This is a genomic window from Weizmannia agrestimuris, assembly GCF_943193165.1.
Classification (GTDB): Bacteria; Bacillota; Bacilli; order Bacillales; family Bacillaceae_C; genus Weizmannia; species Weizmannia faecalis.
In genome coordinates, this window is sequence record NZ_CALPDC010000016.1 from 12,632 (window position 1) to 36,915 (window position 24,284).

Annotated in this window: 24 protein-coding genes, 2 tRNA genes and 1 riboswitch; of the genes, 1 reads left to right on the forward strand and 25 read right to left on the reverse strand. The window is 47.0% G+C overall.

Features of this window, described 5'->3' with window-relative positions:
* Positions 1-6 precede the first annotated feature (6 nt).
* The 21 genes from NFR98_RS08175 to NFR98_RS08275 form a co-directional block, all read right to left on the reverse strand.
* Positions 7-789: a two-component system regulatory protein YycI gene (locus NFR98_RS08175; protein WP_026683518.1), complete on the reverse strand. Its 783-nt coding sequence runs from the start codon at positions 787-789 to the stop codon at positions 7-9.
* A complete protein-coding gene (locus tag NFR98_RS08180; RefSeq protein ID WP_014096630.1) occupies positions 776-2,059 on the reverse strand; it encodes a YycH family regulatory protein in 1,284 nt (427 codons plus the stop codon). The genes NFR98_RS08175 and NFR98_RS08180 overlap by 14 nt, the downstream gene beginning before the upstream one ends.
* Positions 2,056-3,876: a cell wall metabolism sensor histidine kinase WalK gene (gene walK, locus NFR98_RS08185; protein ID WP_251459946.1), complete on the reverse strand. Its 1,821-nt coding sequence runs from the start codon at positions 3,874-3,876 to the stop codon at positions 2,056-2,058. The genes NFR98_RS08180 and walK overlap by 4 nt, the downstream gene beginning before the upstream one ends.
* Before the next feature lie 4 nt (positions 3,877-3,880).
* Complete coding sequence (yycF, locus tag NFR98_RS08190; protein WP_013860876.1) at positions 3,881-4,591, reverse strand: response regulator YycF; 711 nt, start codon at positions 4,589-4,591, stop codon at positions 3,881-3,883.
* 376 nt (positions 4,592-4,967) lie between these two features.
* A tRNA-Phe gene (locus NFR98_RS08195) sits at positions 4,968-5,040 on the reverse strand.
* A gap of 30 nt (positions 5,041-5,070) precedes the next feature.
* Positions 5,071-5,146, reverse strand: a tRNA-Asp gene (locus NFR98_RS08200).
* Positions 5,147-5,481: 335 nt separating this feature from the next.
* Positions 5,482-6,771 carry an adenylosuccinate synthase gene (locus NFR98_RS08205; RefSeq protein ID WP_014096627.1) on the reverse strand — a complete coding sequence of 430 codons (1,290 nt, stop codon included), beginning with the start codon at positions 6,769-6,771 and terminating at the stop codon, positions 5,482-5,484.
* Positions 6,772-6,945: 174 nt separating this feature from the next.
* Positions 6,946-8,301, reverse strand: a complete 1,356-nt coding sequence (dnaB, locus tag NFR98_RS08210) for a replicative DNA helicase (protein WP_014096626.1) — start codon at positions 8,299-8,301, stop codon at positions 6,946-6,948.
* A 219-nt stretch (positions 8,302-8,520) separates the two neighbouring features.
* On the reverse strand, positions 8,521-8,964 hold the full coding sequence (gene rplI / locus NFR98_RS08215; RefSeq protein WP_014096625.1) for a 50S ribosomal protein L9: 444 nt from the start codon (positions 8,962-8,964) through the stop codon (positions 8,521-8,523).
* Positions 8,961-10,934 carry a DHH family phosphoesterase gene (locus tag NFR98_RS08220; RefSeq protein WP_061565616.1) on the reverse strand — a complete coding sequence of 658 codons (1,974 nt, stop codon included), beginning with the start codon at positions 10,932-10,934 and terminating at the stop codon, positions 8,961-8,963. The genes rplI and NFR98_RS08220 overlap by 4 nt, the downstream gene beginning before the upstream one ends.
* 35 nt (positions 10,935-10,969) lie before the next feature.
* Positions 10,970-11,911, reverse strand: a complete 942-nt coding sequence (locus NFR98_RS08225) for a YybS family protein (RefSeq protein ID WP_251459948.1) — start codon at positions 11,909-11,911, stop codon at positions 10,970-10,972.
* Between the two features lie 156 nt (positions 11,912-12,067).
* The gene (rpsR, locus tag NFR98_RS08230) at positions 12,068-12,307 is read right to left on the reverse strand and encodes a 30S ribosomal protein S18 (protein WP_013860883.1); all 240 of its coding nucleotides are present in this window, start codon (positions 12,305-12,307) and stop codon (positions 12,068-12,070) included.
* 44 nt (positions 12,308-12,351) lie between these two features.
* Positions 12,352-12,852: a single-stranded DNA-binding protein gene (gene ssb, locus NFR98_RS08235; RefSeq protein WP_046721068.1), complete on the reverse strand. Its 501-nt coding sequence runs from the start codon at positions 12,850-12,852 to the stop codon at positions 12,352-12,354.
* Positions 12,853-12,913: 61 nt separating this feature from the next.
* Positions 12,914-13,201, reverse strand: coding sequence for a 30S ribosomal protein S6 (rpsF, locus tag NFR98_RS08240; RefSeq protein WP_014096621.1), 288 nt, complete (start codon positions 13,199-13,201; stop codon positions 12,914-12,916).
* 254 nt (positions 13,202-13,455) lie between these two features.
* Complete coding sequence (ribH, locus tag NFR98_RS08245; protein ID WP_071452204.1) at positions 13,456-13,926, reverse strand: 6,7-dimethyl-8-ribityllumazine synthase; 471 nt, start codon at positions 13,924-13,926, stop codon at positions 13,456-13,458.
* 12 nt (positions 13,927-13,938) lie between these two features.
* Positions 13,939-15,132 (reverse strand): bifunctional 3,4-dihydroxy-2-butanone-4-phosphate synthase/GTP cyclohydrolase II, encoded by a 1,194-nt coding sequence (locus tag NFR98_RS08250; RefSeq protein WP_251459950.1) that lies wholly within the window; start codon positions 15,130-15,132, stop codon positions 13,939-13,941.
* 17 nt (positions 15,133-15,149) lie between these two features.
* Positions 15,150-15,797, reverse strand: coding sequence for a riboflavin synthase (locus NFR98_RS08255; protein ID WP_035183081.1), 648 nt, complete (start codon positions 15,795-15,797; stop codon positions 15,150-15,152).
* A complete protein-coding gene (gene ribD, locus NFR98_RS08260; protein ID WP_179234842.1) occupies positions 15,778-16,890 on the reverse strand; it encodes a bifunctional diaminohydroxyphosphoribosylaminopyrimidine deaminase/5-amino-6-(5-phosphoribosylamino)uracil reductase RibD in 1,113 nt (370 codons plus the stop codon). Before ribD ends, NFR98_RS08255 begins: the two co-directional genes overlap by 20 nt.
* A gap of 116 nt (positions 16,891-17,006) precedes the next feature.
* Positions 17,007-17,146, reverse strand: a riboswitch (FMN riboswitch).
* 74 nt (positions 17,147-17,220) lie between these two features.
* Positions 17,221-18,321: a redox-regulated ATPase YchF gene (ychF, locus tag NFR98_RS08265; RefSeq protein WP_014096616.1), complete on the reverse strand. Its 1,101-nt coding sequence runs from the start codon at positions 18,319-18,321 to the stop codon at positions 17,221-17,223.
* 160 nt (positions 18,322-18,481) lie between these two features.
* The gene (locus tag NFR98_RS08270; protein ID WP_013860891.1) at positions 18,482-18,682 is read right to left on the reverse strand and encodes a DUF951 domain-containing protein; all 201 of its coding nucleotides are present in this window, start codon (positions 18,680-18,682) and stop codon (positions 18,482-18,484) included.
* Complete coding sequence (locus tag NFR98_RS08275) at positions 18,672-19,583, reverse strand: mechanosensitive ion channel family protein (protein ID WP_014096615.1); 912 nt, start codon at positions 19,581-19,583, stop codon at positions 18,672-18,674. The genes NFR98_RS08270 and NFR98_RS08275 overlap by 11 nt, the downstream gene beginning before the upstream one ends.
* A gap of 214 nt (positions 19,584-19,797) precedes the next feature.
* Here NFR98_RS08275 and yyaC point away from each other — a divergent pair, with 214 nt between their 5' ends.
* Complete coding sequence (yyaC, locus tag NFR98_RS08280; RefSeq protein WP_017550665.1) at positions 19,798-20,421, forward strand: spore protease YyaC; 624 nt, start codon at positions 19,798-19,800, stop codon at positions 20,419-20,421.
* A 217-nt stretch (positions 20,422-20,638) separates the two neighbouring features.
* Here yyaC and NFR98_RS08285 read toward each other — a convergent pair whose 3' ends face one another.
* The 4 genes from NFR98_RS08285 to noc form a co-directional block, all read right to left on the reverse strand.
* Positions 20,639-21,355, reverse strand: coding sequence for a DUF554 domain-containing protein (locus NFR98_RS08285; protein ID WP_035183078.1), 717 nt, complete (start codon positions 21,353-21,355; stop codon positions 20,639-20,641).
* A 39-nt stretch (positions 21,356-21,394) separates the two neighbouring features.
* Positions 21,395-22,255, reverse strand: coding sequence for a ParB/RepB/Spo0J family partition protein (locus tag NFR98_RS08290; RefSeq protein ID WP_035183075.1), 861 nt, complete (start codon positions 22,253-22,255; stop codon positions 21,395-21,397).
* On the reverse strand, positions 22,248-23,009 hold the full coding sequence (locus tag NFR98_RS08295) for a ParA family protein (RefSeq protein ID WP_017550668.1): 762 nt from the start codon (positions 23,007-23,009) through the stop codon (positions 22,248-22,250). Before NFR98_RS08295 ends, NFR98_RS08290 begins: the two co-directional genes overlap by 8 nt.
* Positions 23,010-23,364: 355 nt before the next feature.
* A complete protein-coding gene (noc, locus tag NFR98_RS08300) occupies positions 23,365-24,222 on the reverse strand; it encodes a nucleoid occlusion protein (protein ID WP_014096610.1) in 858 nt (285 codons plus the stop codon).
* Between the last annotated feature and the right edge of the window lie 62 nt (positions 24,223-24,284).

Here is a 24,284-nt window from a genome sequence, read left to right on the forward strand (position 1 = left end):
CCAAAATTATTGTGCATTTTCCATTTCGTTGACCTGACCTTCAAATGCATTGATAAATAATTGCTCTGTTTCATTCCCGTGTTTTACTGTAAAATGCCATGTCGGCACAAGCACCTGGAGTTCCGGCACCCTCGTATAGTAACCGAGTTCCGCCTTCGTCACTTTGCTGTTCGGTTTCAGCGTTCCTTTCTTATATAAGGCTTCCACCGCCTTTACCGCCGACAATGTCTCTTCTTCTTCCCGGTAGATTTTAATATTGGTCAAATACGTCTGGTCATAGGAAATGATTTCATTCTGGTCATTTAAATACACGGTCAATTTCGCGTTCTTATTATTAAAAATCATTTTTCCGTTATATGTCTCATAAAAGACGGCCTGATTCAAGTCTTTATCATAGTTCCACAGTTTATAGCGGCTGCCGTAAAGCATATTTTCCTGAATAACCGCCTCCAGCTGGTCCGTTTTGATTTTTGTTCCCAATTTCACCGGCTTATCAAAAGCGGAACTGAGTTGATACCCGTTCACGATTTCCGCCTGCTGGTTTTTCAATTTTTTCAAGTCTTTTGCGGTAAATACTTTTTCTTCCGCGCTGATATACGGCCGTTTTGCCTTTCCTTTCGGCAGGTTCACGAACGTAATGTTTGCAGCCTTTAAACTTTGTTCCGCTGTCGGGCTGCCAATGACTTCATACTGATTTTTGACATGTTTGAAATACAACTGGCAGGAAAGGTAAATATCAAGCACCAAGAAAACAAGAATAAAGATTGTTTTTGTTTTACTCCAGTCCATCTTCATCCCCCCCTGCCATTTTCCAAATTCCGTCTTCGCAATAATACCAGGCCGGCTGCAGCGAAAGGATATCGTCACTGTCTTTTTGTAAACGGTACCCGACTGCAATATCTCTCACCTTGTTCATTTGAACGGAAGAGTTTGTCTGCAAGCCGGCGATTACATCCTGAGCCGGCGGGAGTTTAACAGCAGCCGGTTTTAACGGCAGGTTGAGCGACAGGTTGAAATACGGGCGGACATACTTGTAAATTTCCGATTTGCCTAAGTATTCCCGGATCTCCGCCATGCCGTCATCGTTAAAAACAGGATAGCCGTCTTTAAAAAGCCGGAACGTGACTTCATTTTCCCGCTCATTGATTTCGAAATACTGGTACTGGTCCGTCCAGCCGCTGTGCTGGTTAATAAAATCAATGGCCCGCGTCAGCAGATGGTTCGGATCGGAGCTGTACCCGATGTCTTCCCCTGGATTCACGAAGGTTAAGACTTTATTGGATTCATCTGTCCGCAACAGGCTGATACCATTTGTATATTCCCCCGCCACTTTCTTTACAAAGTTTGGATCGGCAAACAGCGCTTTTTTAAATTTATCAATTTCAATATCGGTTGTCGCATATTTGTACTGGTTCACCACCGGATTTCCGGCAGGCAGGTAGATTCTTCTCGGGCCGGAAAGGGCAAAGGCAGTATACGGCTTGTACAAAGATTTGTTGTCGTTCAGTTTTGAGATGAACACCTGAATGGATTTTTGATCTGTGCTTGCCTCATATACTTTATTGGACGCCGTTGAAATAAAGTAAACATGGTTTAAGTTTTTGGTTCCCTTGTTTAATTCGATAACAATATGGTCAAAATCGGCATCCGGCACTTTTTTATTGGCAAAGTTCAGGACCGATTGATAGACACTGAACGGGACAGGGGCCGGAAAGTCCAATTCAATTCTGTTTTTTCCGTACATTAAATTATACAGGTCTTTTTTTTGCAACAGGCGGGAGCTGCTCATATCAAATGTCCATGTTCGAAGCAGATTCATCACCCGTGAAATTTCCCCGTCATGAACCGTGCCGGTTGTCCCGTCATTCTCATGGTAAAGTATTTTGTCAGGGAGGATGATGCCGGGCACCTTTTTTTCCTTCGCAATCGCGATATTGTCCAGATCTTTTAAGTTGAGCAAGTCATAATTCGGCTGGTTGTTCCAAATCAGCCACGTTAACAACAAGCTCAGAAGCACGAGCAACGTCAATATGATGGTTTTTGCTTTTTCAAGACTCATAGCCACTCATCCTCTTGTGCCGGTTCGTAGGGAAGGGTAAAGTAAATGGTCGTTCCTTTTCCTTCTTTACTGCTTGCCCAAATGCTTCCGCCGTGCATTTCCACCATTTCTTTTGCAATTGCAAGGCCGAGCCCTGTTCCGCCGAGTTTGCGGCTGCGCGCTTTATCAACACGGTAAAAGCGCTCGAAAATTTTCTTTACGTTTTCTTTCGGGATGCCTACACCCTGGTCAGAAATGCTGACTTCAATTTTTTCGTTCAGTTCCCTCAGCTTAAACGTAATCTGGCCACCTTCAGGGGAGTACTTCAACGCATTGGATATAATGTTGTACAACACCTGGGTCATTTTATCTTCATCGATTTCCACAAAAATTTCCGTATTCGGCAGCTTACGTTTGAACGTGACATTTTGCTGCTTTGCCATTTCAAACCGGTCAATGACATGGTGGAAAAACTCCACAAAATTGACCCACTCTTTATTTAAATGTTCGTCTTTGCTGTCCATTTTTGAAAGCTTCAGCAAATCATTCACCAGCCGGATCATTCGTTCCGTTTCATTTTGCGTCACGCCTAAAAACTGCGGTGCAATTTTCTCATCTTTCCATGCCCCGTCTGTTAAAGCTTCCAAATAGCTTCTCATCGTGGTCAGCGGCGTTCTCAATTCATGGGACACATTGGCCACAAATTCGCGGCGTTCCATATCAATTTTCTCCTGCTCGGTGACATCATGCAAAACCGTAATCAGGCCGCTGACAAAACCGGCTTCATTTTGAATCACCGAAAAATTCGCCCGTAAAATATACGGTTCTTCCTCCGTACTGAAGTCAAGGATAACGGAATCCTGCTCTGTCAATAAATCATCAAACTTATGTTCATTCTCAATTTTTAAAACCGATATAAGCGGCTGGGAAAGCACTGTTTCACGTGAAACATCCAGCATCTCGGCAGCCGGCTCGTTGATTAAAATAATCCGTCCTCTCCGGTCGGTCGCAATTACACCGTCTGTCATATGGGTCAGGATGGAGTCGAGTTTTCTTCTCTCGCCTTCCGTGCTGGCCTGCGCCTCCTGCAGCTTTTTGGTCATATGGTTAAACGAATAAGCGAGCTGCCCGATCTCATCATTCCCGATCACTTTGACTTTCCGGGCAAAATTGCCGCGTGCCATCGCCATCGCCTGCTTGCGGATCTCACTGAGCGGCTTTGAAATCGTGCGTGCGGTAATGACGCCAAGCAGGGCTGTAACCAGCACTGCAATAACCGTCCCCGTCATAAAAATCTGGTTAATCGCCTGCACCTGGCGGTAAACCGTTTCAATTTTGGAGACAAGGTAAATAATACCGATCATTTCGCCGTTTGCTTTAATCGGGGAAGCCAGCACCCACATTCGGTCGCCGGTCTGCTTGTCCAAATAAATCTGGTCTTCCGGCTGGCCGGTTACACGGACGCTTTTGACAATATCTTCGGTTGTTTTTTGGCCGACAATGCTCTGGTCATTCGAAGAAGTGCCCAAAATAACGCCGCTGTGCGCGTCAATCAGCCGGATTTCAGAAACATCCGTACTTTTAAAGTCACCCAGCACTTTTCTCACTTTCAGCGTAATATCCGCCGCCTGGTTCTGCTTTTTCGTCAGCAGGTCTTCAATACTGTATTCAAGCACATTGACCTGGTCGTATATCGATTTTTTAAAATTCGTCTCGAGCTGGTTTTCCAGCTTGTTGATAAAATACACCCCGATAATTTCCATCGCGACGACGATCAGCAAAATATAAATCAGGACAAACTTAAAGTGAATAGACTGGAAGAATTTCACCTTATTCATTTGGCTACTCCTGTTCAGGGTTGCGCAAATAATAACCGACACCGCGCCTTGTCACAATCCACTCGGGATGGCTCGGGTTATCCTCCACTTTTTCGCGGAGCCGTCTGACCGTGACGTCCACTGTCCGGACATCGCCGTAATAGTCATAGCCCCACACGGTCTCAAGCAGGTGCTCGCGCGTCATGACCTGCCCGATATGCTTTGCTAGATAGTGGAGCAGCTCAAATTCGCGGTGCGTCAGTTCAATCGTCTCGCCGCGTTTTGAGACGACATAAGCATCCGGATGAATGACAAGTGAACCGATTGCAATTTCATTGGATTCCTCTTCCTCACCCGGAGCCGGGGGCGTCTGCTGGTGCCGCCGCAAATTCGCTTTGACGCGGGCAATCAGTTCACGGGTGCTGAAAGGTTTTGTGACATAATCATCGGCACCGAGCTCAAGGCCGAGCACTTTATCAATTTCTGAGTCTTTTGCCGTTACCATAATGATCGGCATATTGTATTTTTTCCGCACTTCGCGGCAAACTTCCATGCCATCCCGCTTTGGCAGCATAATATCAAGGACAATTAAATCCGGCTGCACTTCTTCCACCTTTTCCAGTGCTTCCTCGCCGTCATAGGCGCAAAACACCGTATAGCCCTCTTTTGTTAAATTAAACTGCAAAATATCGGCAATCGGTTTTTCATCATCCACGATCAAGATTTTTTTATCCATCGTCCATACTCCTTCATTTAAAATGCGCCATTTTCATTGATTGACATCTATCTACAATTTTCTATTATCTTTATGTTCCTAAAAAATTTCATTTTCCCCGAACCATGGCGAACAGCAATGCCCCCGGAAGTCCAGAAGCATTGCTGCTCGTTATCAAGGATTCACAGGCAGCTTCCAGCAGCCATACTATTATAATTTTAACTTACTTGCATAAAAATTGTCCAATTCTACTGAAACCATGCCCTTGGTAATATCTATCAAAGGCGCCGGGGATCCGGCATGCATTCTGTTTTCCATTTTGTCTTGCCGGGCGGGCCGTATAGTATAATAAAAAAGCACTACGAGAGTCTAAGTCATCGCAGTGCTTTTTAGTAAATGGCCCGGGACGGAATCGAACCGCCGACACAAGGATTTTCAGTCCTTTGCTCTACCGACTGAGCTACCGGGCCTGAACCGGGAACAAATATGTATAAGTAAAATGGCGGTCCCGACGGGAATCGAACCCGCGATCTCCTGCGTGACAGGCAGGCGTGATAACCGCTACACCACGGGACCATTGTGCATTTTGTAACAACAGAAGTAATGTTATCATATCTATCATCCATTTTGCAACACATTTCTACAAATTTTTTAAGCTAACGGGTATGGAAGTTCATTTTTAAGCATGGCAGCCGCAACGTGTGCCACTTTAAAATAAAATAAAAACGGCGAAAAACCCCTTTTATGGGATCACGCCGTTTTTCCGTTCTATTGGACATTCCGGGATAAAAACCGCTTTTTGTGGTGTCTGCCCGGCGTCCCTTTTTCATCGTTTTTTTCCACGTGGTTCCAGGTACGTTTCCGCCGCCGCTTTATCCGGCAGCCCAAAACCAATTCATCTGGGCTTTCCATCATACCCGCCAGACACTTTGGACCACAATCGTCTGCAGGCGGTCCGGACCGACGGAAAACATGGAAAGGGGAACCCCGGTCAGTTGGGAAATGCGCTCTAGGTAATGGCGGGCATTGTCCGGAAGCTCATCAAGGGAACGGCAGCCGGTAATATCTTCCGTCCAGCCCGGCAGTTCTTCGTAAACCGGTTCGCATTCAGCCAGCACTTTTAAGCTGGCCGGGAACGCTTCAAGCACTTTCCCTTTATAGCGGTAGGCGACACAAATTTTCAACGTTTCAATGCCGGTCAGTACATCGAGCAGGTTTACGGACAAGTCTGTCAGGCCGCTCACCCGGCGCGCATGGCGGACGACAACACTGTCAAACCAGCCGACACGGCGCGCTCTTCCTGTCGTTGTGCCGTATTCATGTCCGGTTTCGCGGATCCGGTCGCCGGTTTCATCCAAAAGCTCTGTCGGGAACGGGCCATCGCCAACACGTGTCGTATAAGCCTTGGCAATGCCGACAACATGGTTGATTTTCGACGGGCCGACACCGGAACCGATTGTGACGCCGCCGGCAATCGGGTTGGATGATGTGACAAACGGATAAGTTCCCTGGTCAATATCGAGCATGACCCCTTGCGCCCCTTCAAAAAGGACGCGTTTGCCCGCATCAAGCGCGTCGTTTAAAACAACCGACGTATCGCAGACATATTGTTTAAAGCGCTGGCCGTATTCGTAATAAGGCTCCAAAATTTCTTCCAGCGTAAAGCCTTCCGTTTCGTATATTTTTTCAAACAGACGGTTTTTTTCCTCAAGATTGCGCGTCAGTTTTTCTTTGAATTCTTCGTAATCAAGCAGATCAGCAATCCGGATACCGGTCCTTGCTGCTTTATCCATATACGCCGGGCCGATCCCTTTTTTCGTCGTGCCGATTTTATTGCTGCCTTTCCGTTCCTCTTCTGCACCGTCCAGTTTAATATGGTAAGGCAGAATGACGTGCGCACGGTTGGAGATGCGCAAGTTTTCCGTTGAAATACCCCGTCCGTTCAGATAATCCAGTTCCTCGACGAGCGCCTTTGGATCGACGACGACACCGTTTCCGATAACACAAATTTTGTCTTTATAAAAAATCCCCGACGGAATCAAATGTAGTTTATACGTTTCCCCATTAAAACGGATGGTATGGCCCGCGTTATTCCCGCCCTGATAGCGGGACACCACTTCCGCATTTTCAGAGAGGAAGTCGGTAATTTTTCCCTTTCCTTCGTCCCCCCATTGTGTACCTACCACGACAACTGACGACATTGAGTGCACCTCCGCATATTTTACAAATCATGATTTCCATCCATCATTTTACCAGCTTAAACCGCCAACAGTCAATGTAAATCCGAACATTTATATATTTTTTCAGCGTTTTTATTCGTAAAACGCACAAAAAAAGCCTTTCCCCGAAAAGGAAAAGCTTCATATCGATACTTGCTATGCCGGAACAGGCGCATCGTCAAACCGCCGTTCCAGGTTCACAAATTTATTGTACTCTTTTATAAAAGCGAGCTGGACGGTGCCGACCGGGCCGTTCCGCTGCTTCGCAATAATGATTTCAATGATGTTTTTATTCTCCGTGTCCTGTTCATAATAGTCTTCCCTGTACAGAAAAGCCACGATATCAGCATCTTGTTCAATGCTTCCCGATTCACGAATATCGCTCATCATCGGGCGCTTATCCTGCCGTTGTTCGACGCCCCGGGAAAGCTGGGAAAGGGCAATGACCGGCACTTCAAGTTCACGCGCCAGCGCCTTCAGCGATCTTGAAATCTCAGAAACTTCCTGCTGCCGGTTTTCCCGGGAACGGGCGCTTCCTTGGATCAGCTGCAAATAGTCGATGACCACCATGCCAAGCCCGTGCTCTTGTTTCAGGCGCCGGCATTTCGAGCGGATTTCCGTTACCCTTACTCCAGGGGTATCATCAATATAAATGCCGGAATTAGAGAGGCTTCCCATTGCCATCGTCAGTTTCCGCCAGTCTTCGTCTGTCAGCGCCCCGGTCCGGAGCCGCTGGGCATCGATATTGCCTTCCGCGCACAGCATCCGCATGACAAGTTGTTCAGCGCCCATTTCAAGGCTAAAGATCGCCACATTTTCCTCTGTCTTCGTGCCGACGTTTTGCGCGATATTGAGGGCAAATGCCGTTTTCCCGACAGACGGGCGCGCCGCCACAATAATCAAATCATTGCGCTGGAAACCGGCTGTCATCCGGTCAAGCTCGTAAAACCCTGTCGGTATCCCGGTGACGTCGCCTTTCCGGTTATGGAGCATTTCGATGTTATCATATGTGCTGACAAGGACATCTTTGATATGTTTAAAATCGCCGGCATTTTTGCGCTGGGCCACTTCCATAATGCTGCGTTCGGCTTCATCAAGCAGTTCATCGACATCGTCTTCCCGCGTATAGCCTTCCTGGGCAATATGGGTGGCAGTCCGAATCAGGCGCCTGAGCAAAGCTTTCTCAGCTACAATTCCGGCATAGTAAGCGATATTGGCCGCTGTCGGAACGCTTGCGGCCAGTTCGCTCAAATAAGAGAGGCCGCCTGCATCTTCAAGCTGCCGGGTGGCTGATAATTCTTCCGCCACTGTTACAAGATCGACTGCCTTGCCGGCATCATTCAGCTTCGCAAACACCTGGAAAATTTTTTGATGGGCATTCCGGTAAAAATCCTCTGCCGTCAAAATTTCCGAAGCTGTTATAAATGCAGAAGGCTCCAAAAAAATGGCACCAAGCACTGCCTGTTCCGCCTCAATATTTTGGGGGGGAATGCGGTCTTGCAATTCATTCATTTTGAATCCTCCATTTTATCCTAAATCATCCAGTTCCGGCACCAAACATAAGCATGCCGGGGAGAATGGCAGTTTAACCGGTAACCCGTTTGCCGTAAGAGAACCGCACACTTATTCCAAATAGAAAAAATGTGATCACGATAAAATGGATCACATTTTTCTGCACGTACTATTATTTTAACACGCGGAAAACAAAAAGAAAGCTGGTAAAATACGTTTCTATTCGGAAACGTGGACATTGAGCACTGCCGTTACGTTATGATGTAATCTGACCGGCACTTTCGTGTAACCCAAAGTGCGGATCGCATCCGGCAGCTCTATTTTTCTTTTATCCACCTGAATCTGGAAGCTTTTTTTCAGTTGTTCAGAGATTTGTTTGCTTGTAACCGAGCCGAACAGTCGCCCGTCCTGGCCCGATTTGGCTTTGATTTCAACCGTTATGTTCTCAAGTTTCTCTTTTAATTTTTTGGCTTCTTCCAGTTCTTCCTGCGCCAGTTTTTCTTCTTTCCGTTTTTGGGCTTCCATGCTTTTCAGATTGGCAGGCGTCGCTTCTATTGCCGCCCCGTTTTTGAACAAATAATTGTGGGCATAACCATCCGCCACATTTTTAATGTCTCCTTTTTTTCCTTTGCCTTTTACGTCTTTCAGGAATATGACCTTCATGATTGCTGACTCCCTTCCATATACTCTTCTATCACTTGAATGAGCTTTTCTTCTGCCTCATCAACCGTTATATTTTTCATCTGGGTGGCTGCATTGGAAAGGTGCCCGCCGCCATCCAGCGTTTCCATAATGATTTGCACATTGACGCTTCCAAGCGACCTTGCGCTGATCCCCACTTCATTCTCGCTGCGCCGTCCGATGACAAAAGAAGCATCGACGCCGTTCATCATTAAAATCGTATCGGCAGCCTGCGCCATTAAAACAGGGGAATAAATGGTATCATTTTTCCCTTTTGCCACCGCGATGCCGTTTAGCGGAAATTTAACGGTTTCCACAAGCTTGGCGCGCTGGATATACGAACGCAAATCTTCTTTTAAAAATTTTTGTACAAGCACCGTATCGGCGCCCTGGGCACGAAGATAGGATGCTGCATCAAACGTCCGTGAGCCTGTCCGCAATGTAAAACTTTTTGTATCCACTATTATACCAGCAAGCAGGGCAGTTGCTTCAAGCATATTGATTTTGCCGTTTTTCGGTTGGTATTCCATCAATTCGGTTACAAGTTCGGATGTCGAAGAGGCGTACGGTTCCATATAGACAAGCAGCGGGTTTTTAATAAAGTCTTCCCCGCGGCGGTGATGGTCAATGACAACGACATTTTCAATCCGCCTGACGATTCGTTCATCGATGACAAAGGAAGGCTTGTGCGTATCAACGACAACAAGCAATGTGTCATCCGTCGCCATTTCAAGCGCCTCATCCGGTGTAATGAAGCGGGCATACAAATCCGGATACTGTTTTATTTCCCCAAGCAGCCGCTTGACACTTGTGTCCGTTTCACTCGGATTTAAAATAATATAGCCGTCTTTTTGGTTGATTTCCGCCACTTTCCGGATGCCGACAGCCGCTCCGATGGCATCCATATCCGGAAATTTGTGGCCCATGATCATCACTTTGTCTCTTTCCATCATGAGTTCCCGCAGCGCATGGGAAATCACGCGGGCCCGGACCCTTGTCCGCTTTTCAACCGGATTTGTTTTGCCACCGTAAAATTTCACTTTTCCGTTCGCCTGCCGGATGGCAACCTGGTCACCACCGCGCCCGAGGGCAATGTCGAGACTCGATTGGGCAAGCTCCCCAAGTTCGGGGAGGGACGGGACACCTGCGCCAACCCCGATGCTCAAAGTCAGCGCCACGTTTTGCTTCGCTGTGGCCTCCCTGACTTCATCAAGAATCGAGAATTTATTGTCTTCCAATTCATGCAAAATCCGTTCATTAAATACCGCAATAAATTTATCAGACGAAATTCGTTTAAAAAACAGGCCGAACTCCATTGTCCATTTGTTTAAAATCGAGGTCACGAGACTGTTCAGGCTGCTGACAGACTGGTCGTCCATGCCTTGTGTCACTTCATCATAGTTGTCCAAATAAATAATGGCGATCACGGTCCGTTCATCTTCATACAACTGCTCGACTTCGGCCTGTTCCGTAATGTCGAAAAAATAAAGCAGCCGCTCTTCCAGTTTCAGGACAACCCTGTACTTCCTTTCATTCAGACTAATCGTCTCGGAATGCATTTCCTGCTTAATCAGCGGTACGAGCACTTCCGCTACATCATAAAGGGAACGCCCGACAAGTGTATCTTCATTAAAGCAGGAGGCCATAAACGGATTTGTCCATTCAATGATGTAATCTTCATTGTACAGCATGATCCCGATCGGCATTTCCATCAGCGCTTCTTCACCGACGCGTTTGACCCGGTAGGAAAGATTGGAGATATAGCGTTCGATTTCTTCGCTCGACCGTTGTTCCACGTAAAATGCGCAGTAGGATAACGCCCCGAGCACAACAATGCCGGCTGCCGTTATCCACCAGTGGTAAAAGAAAATAATACCGAGCAGGATGAGAGACACTGCAATTAAGCCGTATAACGGATAGCGCATGAATCGTTTATTGTAGTAAGAAGGCATACCTTCAGCTCCTATATTGAGAAACTAAGAAAGGGTCACTTTTGAATCATCCGCCTGAAATCAAATCCTAAATCCATTATACCGAATATCATAACAAGATAAAGCAGCGGGCTGAATATGATTGATAAAATGACGGCGAAAGCCAGTAACCCTTTTGGCCATTTTTTCTCGTGGCTGACAAAGCTTATAAAAGCGTACCCCTGCAGCAAAATGAGAATTTGGAAAATCAGCATCAGATTCAGAACCGCTTTTGCAAAGAAGCTGCCCGTGTCCCCGTGCATCAGCAGGTTGGCCACCATTGCCAGAATGAAATACCATAAGATATTTCCCGGCAGCCGCATTTCGCGGAAAGGTTGAAAGGACGGAACCGGGACACCGAAACGTTTGGCGATTGGAAAGTTCACAGAAATGAGCACAAAAACGGCGATAAAGGCAGAAAGCAATAACAAGCTCGGCAAATAGACAGAGTACATCTGGCTTGCGACATCGGCCATTTGCGCAAACCTGTCCTCATAGGCCTGTGATTCCCCCAGACTGTTGACAAGCGCTTTTGACTGTTCAATTGACTGCTGCATGATTTTTAAGTTTTCCGCGATGATATTCAAGTGGAAAAACTTCAGGGTGGCAAACAGCCCGATGATCGTGATGGCTAAAAAGGTCAGGCTGGTTGCTATGTATATAAATAATTTAGATTTTTTTCGCTGAATAGCGTATCCCATAACAAATCCAATACAAACGAAAAAAACGGCCATCGGGATTGCCATGACTGTTCCCATAATGGCAGACACAAGCAAACAAACCAGACAGAAGACAAGAATTGAACGCAAAGAATATTTGGCACAAAACAGGACTAATGGCAGTGGAAGAAAAACCAGAACAATTATTCTAATCACTGGGACATATAATGTCACAAGCAGCATGACGCCGAAAACCGCTGCAAGCATCGCCCCTTCTGTCAGCATTCTTGTTTTTTTCACACGCATGCTCCCTTCAAAAAACCATCATTTCCCCTCATTTTACCATAACCATTCCATGAAGCAAAAAGATAATAAAATGAAAAAAGACAACCTGAAAACAGGGTGTCTTTTTTCATTCATATATTGAAAGAAAAATCCAGTTGCTTTTTCCGCTGCTTATTTGTCTTCTGCAACATAAGGAAGCAACGCCATTTGACGTGCGCGTTTGATTGCAGTTGTCAATTTACGTTGGTATTTTGCACTTGTACCCGTTACACGACGAGGAAGAATTTTTCCTCTTTCAGAAATGAACTTTTTCAGCAAGTCCACATCTTTATAGTCGATATGGGTAATATGGTTCGCTGTAAAGTAGCATACTTTCCGGCGTTTCCGTCCGCCTCTGCGTCCACCTGCCATTTTTTCACCCTCCTTTATATCACAACTTTACGGGTTTGCCCGCATTAAAACGGAAGATCATCATCAGAGATGTCAATCGGTTGTCCATCATTAGAGAATGGATCTTCATCAGGCTTTGAATCATTTTGATTACGCTGATACTGATTTTGATTCTGATTGTACCCCGGGAAAGGACTCCCTTGGTTGTTCCCGTAATTCTGGCTGCTGCCGCGTTCCTGATTCGCACTTCTCGGTTCAAGAAACTGGACGCTGTCTGCCACGACCTCTGTGACATACACGCGCCGGCCGTCCTGAGCTTCGTAGTTGCGTGTCTGAATCCGGCCGTCTACGCCTGCCAGACTTCCTTTTTTTAAGTAGTTGGCCACATTTTCAGCCTGCTTTCTCCAAACAACACAATTGATGAAATCCGCTTCCCTTTCCCCCTGCTGGTTTGTAAACGTACGGTTTACAGCCAGGGTAAAAGTAGCAACCGCTACTCCGCTCGGCGTATAGCGCAAATCGGGATCTTTTGTCAGCCTGCCTACGAGAACAACACGGTTCAACATCAGAATCAACCCCTCTCATGATTCAAAATCCGTTTCACGTGAAACGTTTTATCGTTAAAAATTATTCTTCTTCTCTTACAACAATGTGGCGGATAATATCACCGTTAATCTTCGCCAGACGGTCAAATTCCTGGACTGCAACCGGTTCAGCATTCACGTTGATGATATGGTAGTAACCATCACGGAAGTCCTGAATCTCGTATGCAAGACGGCGTTTTCCCCACTCTTTCGATTCGATGATTTCCGCACCCTGGTTGTTGAGGACATTGTCAAAACGCTCAACAAGCGCTTTTTTTGCCTCATCCTCAATATTTGGGCGGATAATGTACATAATTTCGTACTTTCTCATCTGTTTGTCACCTCCTTATGGACTATGCGGCCCTTTTATTCAAAAGGGCAAGGAGCAATGGTTCATGCATTCATTACTCACAAGTCGTAAGTATACCATATCACGCAGGCAAAATCAATTGTCTTAAGACTCCATCCCGCTTTTTGCTATCGCTGACATCCCTATTTTATCAAACATACGTTCCTTTTGCAAGGGCTTTTTTTATAAAACGGACTTAAGTTTTTACATCAAAAGCAATAACACCCTTTTCAAATTTATGCTTCTATTTTCCGGATGACATTCGCCATTTCGATCGCGCTCACTGCCGCATCCCAGCCTTTATTACCTGCTTTCGTCCCGGCCCGCTCAATCGCTTGTTCAATCGTATCGGTTGTCAGAATCCCGAAAATAACAGGTGTTTCTGTAGAAAGGCTTGCATGGGCGACCCCTTTTGCCGCTTCTGCACTTACATATTCAAAATGCGGGGTTGCGCCGCGGATCACCGCGCCGAGTGCCAATACGGCATCATATTTGTCCGTTTCCGCCATTTTCTTTGCCGCCAGCGGGATTTCAAATGCGCCCGGCACCCAGGCAAGATCGATTGCTTCTTCTTTAACGCCATGCCTTAATAATGCATCCTTTGCCCCGCTTACGAGCCTTGTTGTAATGAATTCATTAAAGCGGGCGGCAACCATGCCGATTTTTAAGCCGGTTCCAACCAGATTGCCTTCAAATACTTGTCCCATTTTGATCTCCTCCTATATATGCAGCAAATGCCCCATTTTTTCCGCTTTCGTACGCAAATATCCTTCATTTTCACGGACAGGCGCGATTTCAACCGGCACTCTTTCCGCAATTCGGATACCGTAACGCGTTAATGCCTCCACTTTATCAGGATTGTTTGTTAAAAGCCGGACTTGTGTTACCCCGAGATCTTTTAAAATTTGCGCAGCGATGCAGTAGTCGCGCATATCTGCCGGAAATCCAAGCCGGCGGTTGGCCTCCACTGTATCCAATCCTTTTTCCTGCAGCCGGTAAGCTTTCAATTTATTCAGAAGCCCGATCCCCCGTCCTTCCTGCCGCATATAAACGAGGACACCACGCCCTTCTTTTTCAATCTGCGCTAGGCTCCGGGCAAGCTGCGGGCCGCAGTCGCAACGGAGGGAACCGAAGCAATCACCGGTCAGGCATTCGGAATGGATCCTTGCCAGCACCGGCTCTTCGCTGTTGACCTCCCCTTTTATAAGGGCAACATGTTCTCCCCCTGACAGCAGATCTTTGTAACCGGCAGCCCGGAACGTGCCGTAACGCGTCGGCAGCGTGATTTCCGCTTCTTTTTGAATCAGTTTCTCATGTTTTTTTCTGTACTCGATTAACGATTGGATCGTCACCAGTTTGATGCCAAATTTTTTGGCCATTTCCTCCAGTTGAGGGAGTCGTGCCATCGTGCCGTCTTCATTCATGATTTCGCATATTACGCCTGCCGGATTTGCGCCTGCCAGTTTTGCCAGGTCAACGGCTGCTTCCGTATGGCCGGACCGTTCCAGGACGCCGCCTGCTTTGGCTACTAACGGAAAAATATGGCCCGGCCGGTGAAAATCTTCTGCTTTCACCCCGTCTTCTGCCAGGTGCCGGACCGTTTTGGCACGTTCAAATGCGCTGATGCCGGTCCGGGTGGCAGCATGGTCAATGCTCACGGTGAAGGCCGTTTCATGGCTGTCGGTATTTTGCCGTGCCATCGGGTAAAGATCGAGCTGCCGTGCTTTTTCCGCCGTAATCGGTGCACAGATGAGCCCGCGTCCTGCTTTGGCCATCAAATTGATCATTTCCGGTGTCGCTTTTTCCGCAAGGCCGATAAAATCACCTTCGTTTTCCCTATTTTCATCATCGACGGCAATCACGACTTTTCCGGCCTTTAAGTCTTCTACTGCTTCTTCAATGGTATGAAACAAGTTTTTCACCCCTTTGTTTACATAAAACCTTGGTCTTTTAAGAGCGCCATCATGCCGCTCTCTTTTTCCGCCCGTTCTCCGTTCCTGAACAGCCCTGCCATATACTTGGCCAAAATATCGCATTCAATATTCACGGCATCGCCAATCTTTTTTTCCGGCAATATCGTATGCTGCTGCGTATGCGGCACCAATGAAACGGTTAATTGCCCGTCCGCAGCCCCGAACACAGTCAGGGAGGTGCCGTCGAGTGCAACCGAGCCTTTTGGGATCAGAAAGGCGGACAGGGAGGAGGGAACAGAAATCGTGATATAAACGGCATTTTCCATCCTTTGTTTCAAACAGACCGTGCCCGTGCCATCAACATGCCCTGTGACAAAATGCCCGCCGAACCGCCCGCCTGCAGCCATTGCTCGTTCAAGGTTGACTTTGCTGCCGATGTTCAGCCCGGCCAATGCCGTGCTGAAAAATGTTTCAGGCATGACATCAGCCGTAAATGCATTTGGCGTATAGGAAGTGACGGTTAAGCAAACACCGTTCACTGCAATGCTGTCGCCAGGCCGTACATCTTGGAGAACCGTCCTGGCCTGTACGGCAAGCTTAAGGGAGCGGGGGCCTCTTTCCACACGTTTCAATATGCCAATTTCTTCAATAATCCCTGTAAACATGCGCCGGCACCTCCTTTTGGACGGCAGCCGTAATTTTTAAATCCGGTCCGATCTGTTCCACTTTTTCAAACCGGAGCGGCAAAGCATCGGCCACCTTGCCAAACCCGTGTCCGCCGAAAGGGGACGGCGCGTTTTTCCCGCCGATCACTTTCGGGGCAATGTAAAAAATATACTGTTGCACTGCGCCTTCTTTTAAAAATGAGCCGTTTACTGCCGCGCCGCCTTCGACGAGTAAAGTCATGATGCCTTTTTCCCCGAGCGCTGCTAACACGTCACGGATCAAGAGGCGGGCATGCGGCATGCGGACCACTTCGACATCAAGCTGCTTCAGACATTGTTCTTTTTCTTTTGGTGCATCGCTTCCACAAAAAATAATGGTTGGCGCATCGCCGTTTAGCACTTTCGCTTCCGGCGGGATGCGCAAATGGGTGTCTAATACAATGCGAATAGGATTTTTCCCGGAATGGGGCAAACGTGTGGTGAGAAGGGGGTTATCATGGAGAACGGTTTGTATGCCGACAAGTATTGCATCATGCCTGCTTCTTAACCGGCGGGCATCACGCCTTGCTTCTTCACTTGTGATCCATTTGCTGTCACGGGTTTCAGATGCAATTTTTCCGTCTGCCGTCATGGCGGTTTTGACAGTGACAAACGGTGTTTTCGTTTGAATAAAGTGGAAAAAAGGGCGGTACAACTTTTCCGCTTGTTCCTTCAATATCCCGGTTTCCACTTTTACTCCGGCTTGCCTGAGCTTTTCTATTCCTTTGCCTGCGACAAGCGGATTGGGGTCCAATGCAGCGATATATACTGTTTTGATGCCTTTTTCAATTAAAAAATCTGCGCACGGCGGCGTCTTTCCGTAATGGGCACACGGCTCGAGCGTCACAAAAACTTCAGCACCCTCTGCAAGCGGCCCGGCCTGTTCCACCGCAAGCCTTTCCGCATGTTTTTCTCCCGCCTTTAAGTGGGCCGCCATCCCGGCGATCGTGCCGTTTTTCACGACGACACTTCCAACCGGGGGATTCGGGGAAGTCTGCCCGGCCACACTTTCGGCCAAATGGAGTGCAAGCTGCATATAATCTTCTTTTTGCAATCCTTTCATGCCTCCTGTATGCAATTTCCGCCAACATATACCCGTGAAAACAAAAAACCCGCACGAAGATGTGCGGGGCAAAACGGCATCATGAAATACACGTTCCAATGAAACGTTTGATCCTTCTCCCATCCAGACTGTCACTGTCGGCTTTGGAATTTCACCAAATCCACCGCATTCCGGAGAATACGGGTCACGGGCTTTGAGTTTCCTCATCACCGCCGGTCGGGAATTGCACCCTGCCCCGAAGGAAAATATTCGACTGATACCTATTTTAACGGATGATTTGAATTTTTTCAATACAATTTGAATATTCGTCCAAAATTCCTGTTATACATTAAACCTGAAATGCATGACATCGCCGTCCTGGACAACGTAGTCTTTTCCTTCCAGGCGCACTTTTCCGGCTTCTCTTGCTGCTGCCACGCTGCCATATTTGATTAAATCTTCATATGACACCGTTTCAGCCCGGATAAACCCTTTTTCAAAATCGGAGTGAATAATGCCTGCGCATTGCGGGGCTTTCATGCCTTTTTTGAATGTCCACGCGCGGACTTCCGGTTCCCCAGCCGTAAAATAAGTCGCAAGGCCAAGCAGGCTGTAAGCAGCTTTAATCAGCTGGTCAAGTCCGGATTCCTGGATGCCGAGTTCGGTTAAAAACATTTTTTTCTCATCGTCATCCAGTTCGGCAATTTCTTCTTCAATGCGGGCACAGATGACAATCACTTCCGCACCTTCCTGTTTGGCATATTCACGCACCTTCCCGACATACGGGTTTGCAGACGGATCCTGAATGTCATCTTCCCCGACATTGGCCACATACAAAACCGGCTTGCTTGTTAAAAGCTGGAACCCTTTGACGATTTTTTGCTGGTCTTCGGTCAGTTCCACCGCCCGTGCCGGTTTTTCCGCTTCAAAAGCCGCCTTTAATTTGGTCAGCACTTCATATTCGGCAACGGCTTCTTTATCCTTCTGTTTTGCGATTTTCTCCACACGCCCGATCCGCTTGTCCACCGTTTCAAGATCGGCCAGGATCAATTCAAGATTGATCGTTTCGATATCATCAATCGGATCGACTTTCCCGGAAACATGTGTAATGTTCTCGTCCTCAAAACAACGAACGACATGGCAGATTGCATCCACCTGGCGGATATGGGAAAGAAACTTATTCCCGAGCCCTTCCCCTTTGCTCGCGCCTTTGACGATCCCGGCAATATCAGTAAATTCAAAAGTGGTCGGGACCGTTTTTTTCGGATGGTACAGTTCTGTTAATTTTTCCAGCCGTTCGTCCGGCACTTCCACCATGCCGACATTCGGGTCAATTGTACAAAACGGATAGTTCGCAGATTCGGCCCCGGCTTTTGTAATCGCATTAAATAAAGTCGATTTTCCGACATTCGGCAAACCGACAATTCCGGCTGTTAACGCCATTTTATGTCCACTCCTTCAAACATTCTCGTATCTTTCAAGTTTTTCCCGGCTGTATCAAAAACCCCCGGGGTGCCACCGGATGCGCCCGGTTAACATGTTTCGTTTGCCGGCCTTATTTTAACCGCACCCCGGCTCCCAAAAAAAGACACCCATAAAAGGGCTATGCTTCTTCGTGCTTAACGAGGATTTTTTTCAGTTTGCGGGCAAATTCCCTGCGTGGCAGCAGCACGCTATGTCCACATCCTTCACATTTAATGCGGATATCCGCCCCCATCCGGATAATTTTCCAGCGGTTTGTGCCGCACGGATGCTGCTTTTTCATTTCCACAATATCATACAACCCGAAATTTTTATCTTCCATGTTCATCCCCCTTTAGAAATTGGCCGGCCAATGCCTCTTCTTTCTCAGTACGGGAATAAGTCACCATTTTCGGATAAGGTGCATGGATGCGATTTTCGTCCAATGCTTTTTTAATTTCTTTTTTCAGCACTCTCGCAATATACCAGTGTGCCATCGGGAGGGTTTCCGCTACCACCCTGAGTGTAACATCCGTGGTGCCGAGCTGCTGGACGCCCAACAGTTCAGGCTCTGTCACGACCTCTTCGTGCTGTCCGGCAAATGACACCAGTATTTCCTGAATGGCCGCTTCCGCTTTATCGATATCCTCTTCGTACGGAATACGGACATCCACAACGGCAACGCTGTTATGAATGGACAAATTGGTGACTTCGGAAATATTGCCGTTCGGAATGATGTATAATTCGCCGGTCCAGTTTTTGATTTTTGTTGTCCTGAGCCCGATTTCTTCCACAACGCCTTCGTATTTCCCGACCTGCACCGTATCACCGACCGAAAACTGGTCTTCAAAGATAATAAAGAATCCGGAAATAACGTCTTTTACAAGGCTTTGCGCCCCGAACCCGACAGCCAGCCCGACAATTCCGGCACCGGCCAGAAGCCCCTGGACATTGATGCCGAGAATGGACAAAATCGTGACAATGGCAACAAACCAGACGAGATAGGTCAGTGTGTTCACCATCAGCCGCAACAACGTGGCCTCGCGCCGCTCTGAAAACCGGAGAGGGGCTTTGGCACGGACTGCAAAAATTTTGCCAATCGCCTTTTTGCCGAATTTAATGACAAGCGATGCGACAAGCATCACCACAATGATCTTCAGCACTGTCTCCCCGATTTCGATCCATGTATCTTCATTTAACCACTTGGATGTGAGGTGTTTGAGATATGTCTCAAAATGGCCCATATTCCACCAACCTTCATTTCTTTTAACGTTATTGTAACAAAAAAACCGCGCTTGCTCGACAACCGGCTCCGCTTTTCAAAAATTACCTTTTTGATTGGCGGCTGAATCAAGTGTAAAACTGCCGGTTGCGGGTATCAAAAAAGAGATATGTTAAATGTATAGATTTTTTTGATTTTCCGTATACTGGTACTATTACAAAGAGGGAGTGGCTGATATGAATCTGAGAAAAGGACAATTGGAATTCAGCGGCAATCGTATCAAGGTATTTCATGATGATGTTCTGGCAAAAGAAATTATATCCAATCATATTTTATCAGCACTTCCGAAAAGTACAAACAGGGAATTGGTGGTGGTCTGCATCGGCACCGACCGTTCCACCGGGGACTCGCTCGGGCCTTTAACGGGCACTTTTTTGGAAGAAACAGGTCTGTCCTGCTTCAACGTATACGGAACGCTCGATAAGCCGGTTCATGCTTTAAACCTTGAAGAAAATATGGAAAGGATTTATCAAAAGCACCACGACCCCTTCGTCATTGCCGTCGATGCCTGCCTTGGAAAAATGAAGAGCGTCGGCATGATCCAAATCGGCGACGGTCCGGTGAAACCGGGGGCGGGTGTAAAGAAAGATTTGCCTCCTGTTGGCGACATCCACATTACAGGAATTGTGAACATCAGCGGTTTTATGGAGTTTACCGTCCTTCAGAATACCCGTTTAAATCTTGTTCTGAAAATGGCAAAACTAATCGCTGCAGGCATCAGCCGTGCCAATCTGCATCTTCAATATCAAAACGCCATGATTTCCATGAACAGCGGACAGGCGAAGGAGAAAATGATTTAAGTGATCCAGAAACAGCAACATTTTTGAAACCGTTTATCCGAAATTCCCCGGTGAACGCAAACTTCTATACCATAAAAATCGGAATCAGATGAATGAATAAGCCGGCAACCTGTATGGCCCGGGATCCGGCAAAAAGGATCCGCAACTTCAGTAAGTTTCTGCCGGTTCACATTCATACTTCAACCGATAAACAGGTGTTGCTTCATTCCTGTAAAATTCAGCCAAAAACCGTATGATAAGCATGTAACAGGCCGATGAGCACGGCAACCACCACGATGCCCGGCAATAAATTCGCCACCCTGATTTTGGCAAGCCCCGCAATATTTAAACCGATAGCAAAAATCATAATTCCGCCGGTTGCCGTCATTTCGGTAATAAACGAATGCAGCACCGGTGCTGGGACAAGCCGGTTAATTTGCGTGGCAAATAACGCAATGGCACCTTCATAAAGGATCACCGGAACAACCGAAAAAATCACCCCAAAACCGAGGGTTGAAGATAAGATCAGTGCTGTGAAACCATCCAGAACAGATTTCGTGTACAGTACCGTATGGTCGTCCCTGATTCCGCTGTCCAATGCTCCGAGAATGGCCATCGCGCCAATCACAAAAACGAGCGTTGCCGTCACAAAGGCTTCGGCCGTACTGCCCTGTCCGCTGTTTCCAAACTTTTTTTCCAGCCAGGCACCGAGCCCGTTCAAATGGGCTTCGAGCCGCAGCATTTCGCCGATGACTGCGCCAATCACAAGGCTTAATATTACGATAATATACTGTTCACTTTTCAGCCCCATTCCGAGCCCCAGCACCATCACCGCAAGCCCGATCGCCTGCATCACGGTGCCTTTCATTTGCTCCGGAATATGGTTTAACAGCCTTCCGATAAAAGAACCGACCACAATGCTCAGCCCGTTTACAATTGTCCCCAGCAATACCATCTAATTCACCCGTTTTTATCTCTTTATCTTTGTATATCGTTACGGTTCCTGTTCAAAACCGGCATCCAGCAATTGTAAAATCCGCTCTAAATCTTCATTGGACATAAATTCAATTTCAATTTTTCCTTTTTTCTTTGTCCGCTTAATATGGACGGTTGTCCCAAACTTTTCGCGCAGAACCGTTTCGTGTTCCTGGATAAAAATATCTTTTTCCTGCTTGTCTTTCTTCGTTTCACGTGAAACATTCCGGTTCAGCTGCTGGACAAGCTTTTCCAGCTGGCGGACACTTAATCCTTCGGCAATAACCTTTTCCGCAATTTCCTCCATTTTTTCTTTCTTTTCCAGGCCAAGCAGCGTACGGCCGTGTCCCATCGAAAGTTTGCCTTTAGACATGGCCTCCTGGATGCTGACCGGCAAAGACAAAATACGGAGGTGATTGGCAATATAGGGCCGGCTTTTTCCGAGCCGTTTCGCCAGCTCGTCCTGTGTGACATTTAGTTTCTCAAGCAAAAACTGGTACGCATTGGCTTCTTCAATCGGCGTTAAATCTTCCCGCTGCAAGTTTTCGAGCACGGCAAATTCCATCATCTGCCGGTCGTTTAAATCGCGGACGACAACCGGCACCGTCGTAAGTTTTGCTTGTTTTGCGGCTCTGTATCTCCGTTCCCCGACAATGATTTCGTATCCTTTAATGCTCTTGCGCACAATAAGCGGCTGCAGGATGCCATGCTGGAGAATGGATTCTTTTAATTCATTAAGCGCTTCGGGTTCAAAATTCTTCCGCGGCTGATAAGGATTCGGGCGCAATTCTTTAATATTGACTTCCTGCACGGCATCTTCTTTGTCAACGTCCATATTGGCAAACAACGCGTTAATGCCTTTTCCAAGTCCTTTAGCCATTTGCCGCCACTTCCTTTGCTAAGTCTAAATACACTTCCGCACCGCGCGATTTCGGGTCGTAAAGAATAATCGGCTGTCCGTGGCTCGGTGCTTCGCTTAACCGGATATTGCGGGGGATAATGGTACGGTACACTTTGTCCCTGAAATATTTTTTCACTTCTTCAATGACTTGGAGTCCTAAGTTGGTACGGGCATCTAGCATCGTCAGCAGCACGCCGTCAATCATCAGATTGTGATTCAAATGCTTTTGGACAAGCCTGACCGTGCTGAGCAGCTGGCTTAACCCTTCCAAAGCGTAATATTCGCACTGGACGGGGATAATGACGGCATCCGACGCGGTTAGCGCATTTAACGTCAATAGGCCGAGAGAGGGAGGGCAGTCAATGATAATATAATCATAATCGTCTTTAATGGCGCTGATCGCCCGCTTTAACCTGACTTCCCTTGAAATGGTCGGAACCAGTTCAATCTCCGCTCCCGCCAGTTGAATCGTTGCCGGCACGGAATAAAGCCCGTCCACGGCCGTTGCCCTGATTACTTCCTTTATATTCGCATCTTCCACTAACACATCATAAATACACTGCTGAACTTCGCCTTTATCAATTCCGGCTCCGCTTGTTGCATTTCCCTGGGGGTCGGTATCGACAAGCAAAACCTTCTTCCCGATGTATGCTAAGCAGGCACCCAAGTTGACAGAAGTGGTTGTTTTTCCTACGCCTCCTTTTTGATTGGCGATAGAAATCACTTTTCCCACGGTTGCCACCTACCTTTTTTTGTCACGCTCGTCACGGCCCGTCTGCAAATAGCTACTCATTTGCAAAACGGCAAACACGTAACTTTATTGTATCAAAGTTTGCAAGATTCGTTTACTGAAAACCGAAAAAAGGTTGTTTCAAGTTTTTTCGGCAGTTGGAAATCAGGAGGCGCAGCTTCCATGCCAAAGCTTGCGCCCATGCTAAAAAAGAACGCAGGACCACCGCCGAAACCAGGAAAAAGGGCTTTGTAAAGCTAAGGCAGGCAGCACAAACCTGGCAGTTTTATTTTATCGGAATAGGATAGGAAATGACCTGCACCTGAAAAAAAGAAACCTGTCATCCAAGTTTCTTTTATTAGGATTTCGCCTTTTTCGGGATCCGGATCGTAATTTGATAGTAGTCCTCGAAATCTTCTTCTTTTGAATCGAGATTGATCCCGGAATCGGTCACCATCGAAACAGACTGGCGGATCGTATTGACAGCAATGCGCATATCTTTGCTGAACGCCTGTCTGCGCGGCTTTGCTTTTTTTTCCGGCTTATTCATCATACGGGTAACATACTCTTCCGTTTGTTTCACATTTAAATTTTTTGCGAGTATTTCATTGAGGACGCGAACCTGTTTTTCTGCCTCTTTTAAAGGAATCAATGCCCGTGCATGGCGTTCCGTGATCTGTTTTTGCAAAAGGGCTTCCTGCACTTCCGGGGGCAATTTCAAAAGGCGCAGTTTATTTGCAACCGTTGATTGCCCTTTGCCAAGGCGCTGTGCCAGTGCTTCCTGGGTCAAATGGTGAAGCTCCAAAAGTTTTCCGTAAGCCATCGCTTCTTCAATCGGCGTCAGTTCTTCGCGTTGCAGGTTCTCAATTAAAGCAATCGAGGCTGTTTCTGTATCGCTCATATTTTTTATGATGGCAGGCACAGTTTCCCAGCCCAGTTTCCGGACAGCCCGGAATCTTCTTTCCCCCGCAATGATTTCATACTGGCCTGCTTCGTATTCGCGGACAACGATTGGCTGGATGATGCCATGGGTGTGGATCGTTCTTGCAAGTTCATCTATTTTCTCTTCATTAAAAATGGTCCGTGGCTGAAACCGGTTCGGAATAATACAGGAGACGGAGATATTTTTAATCTCTTCATTTTCATTCTCTGCTTCCAGTTCTTCTTCTCCGATTTCTTCCTCCACTCCGAAAAAACGAGAGAAAGGATGCTTCATTCACTGTACACCACCTTATAAATTCTCCCTAACTACTTATTCTCTATTATAAGACAAGTTCC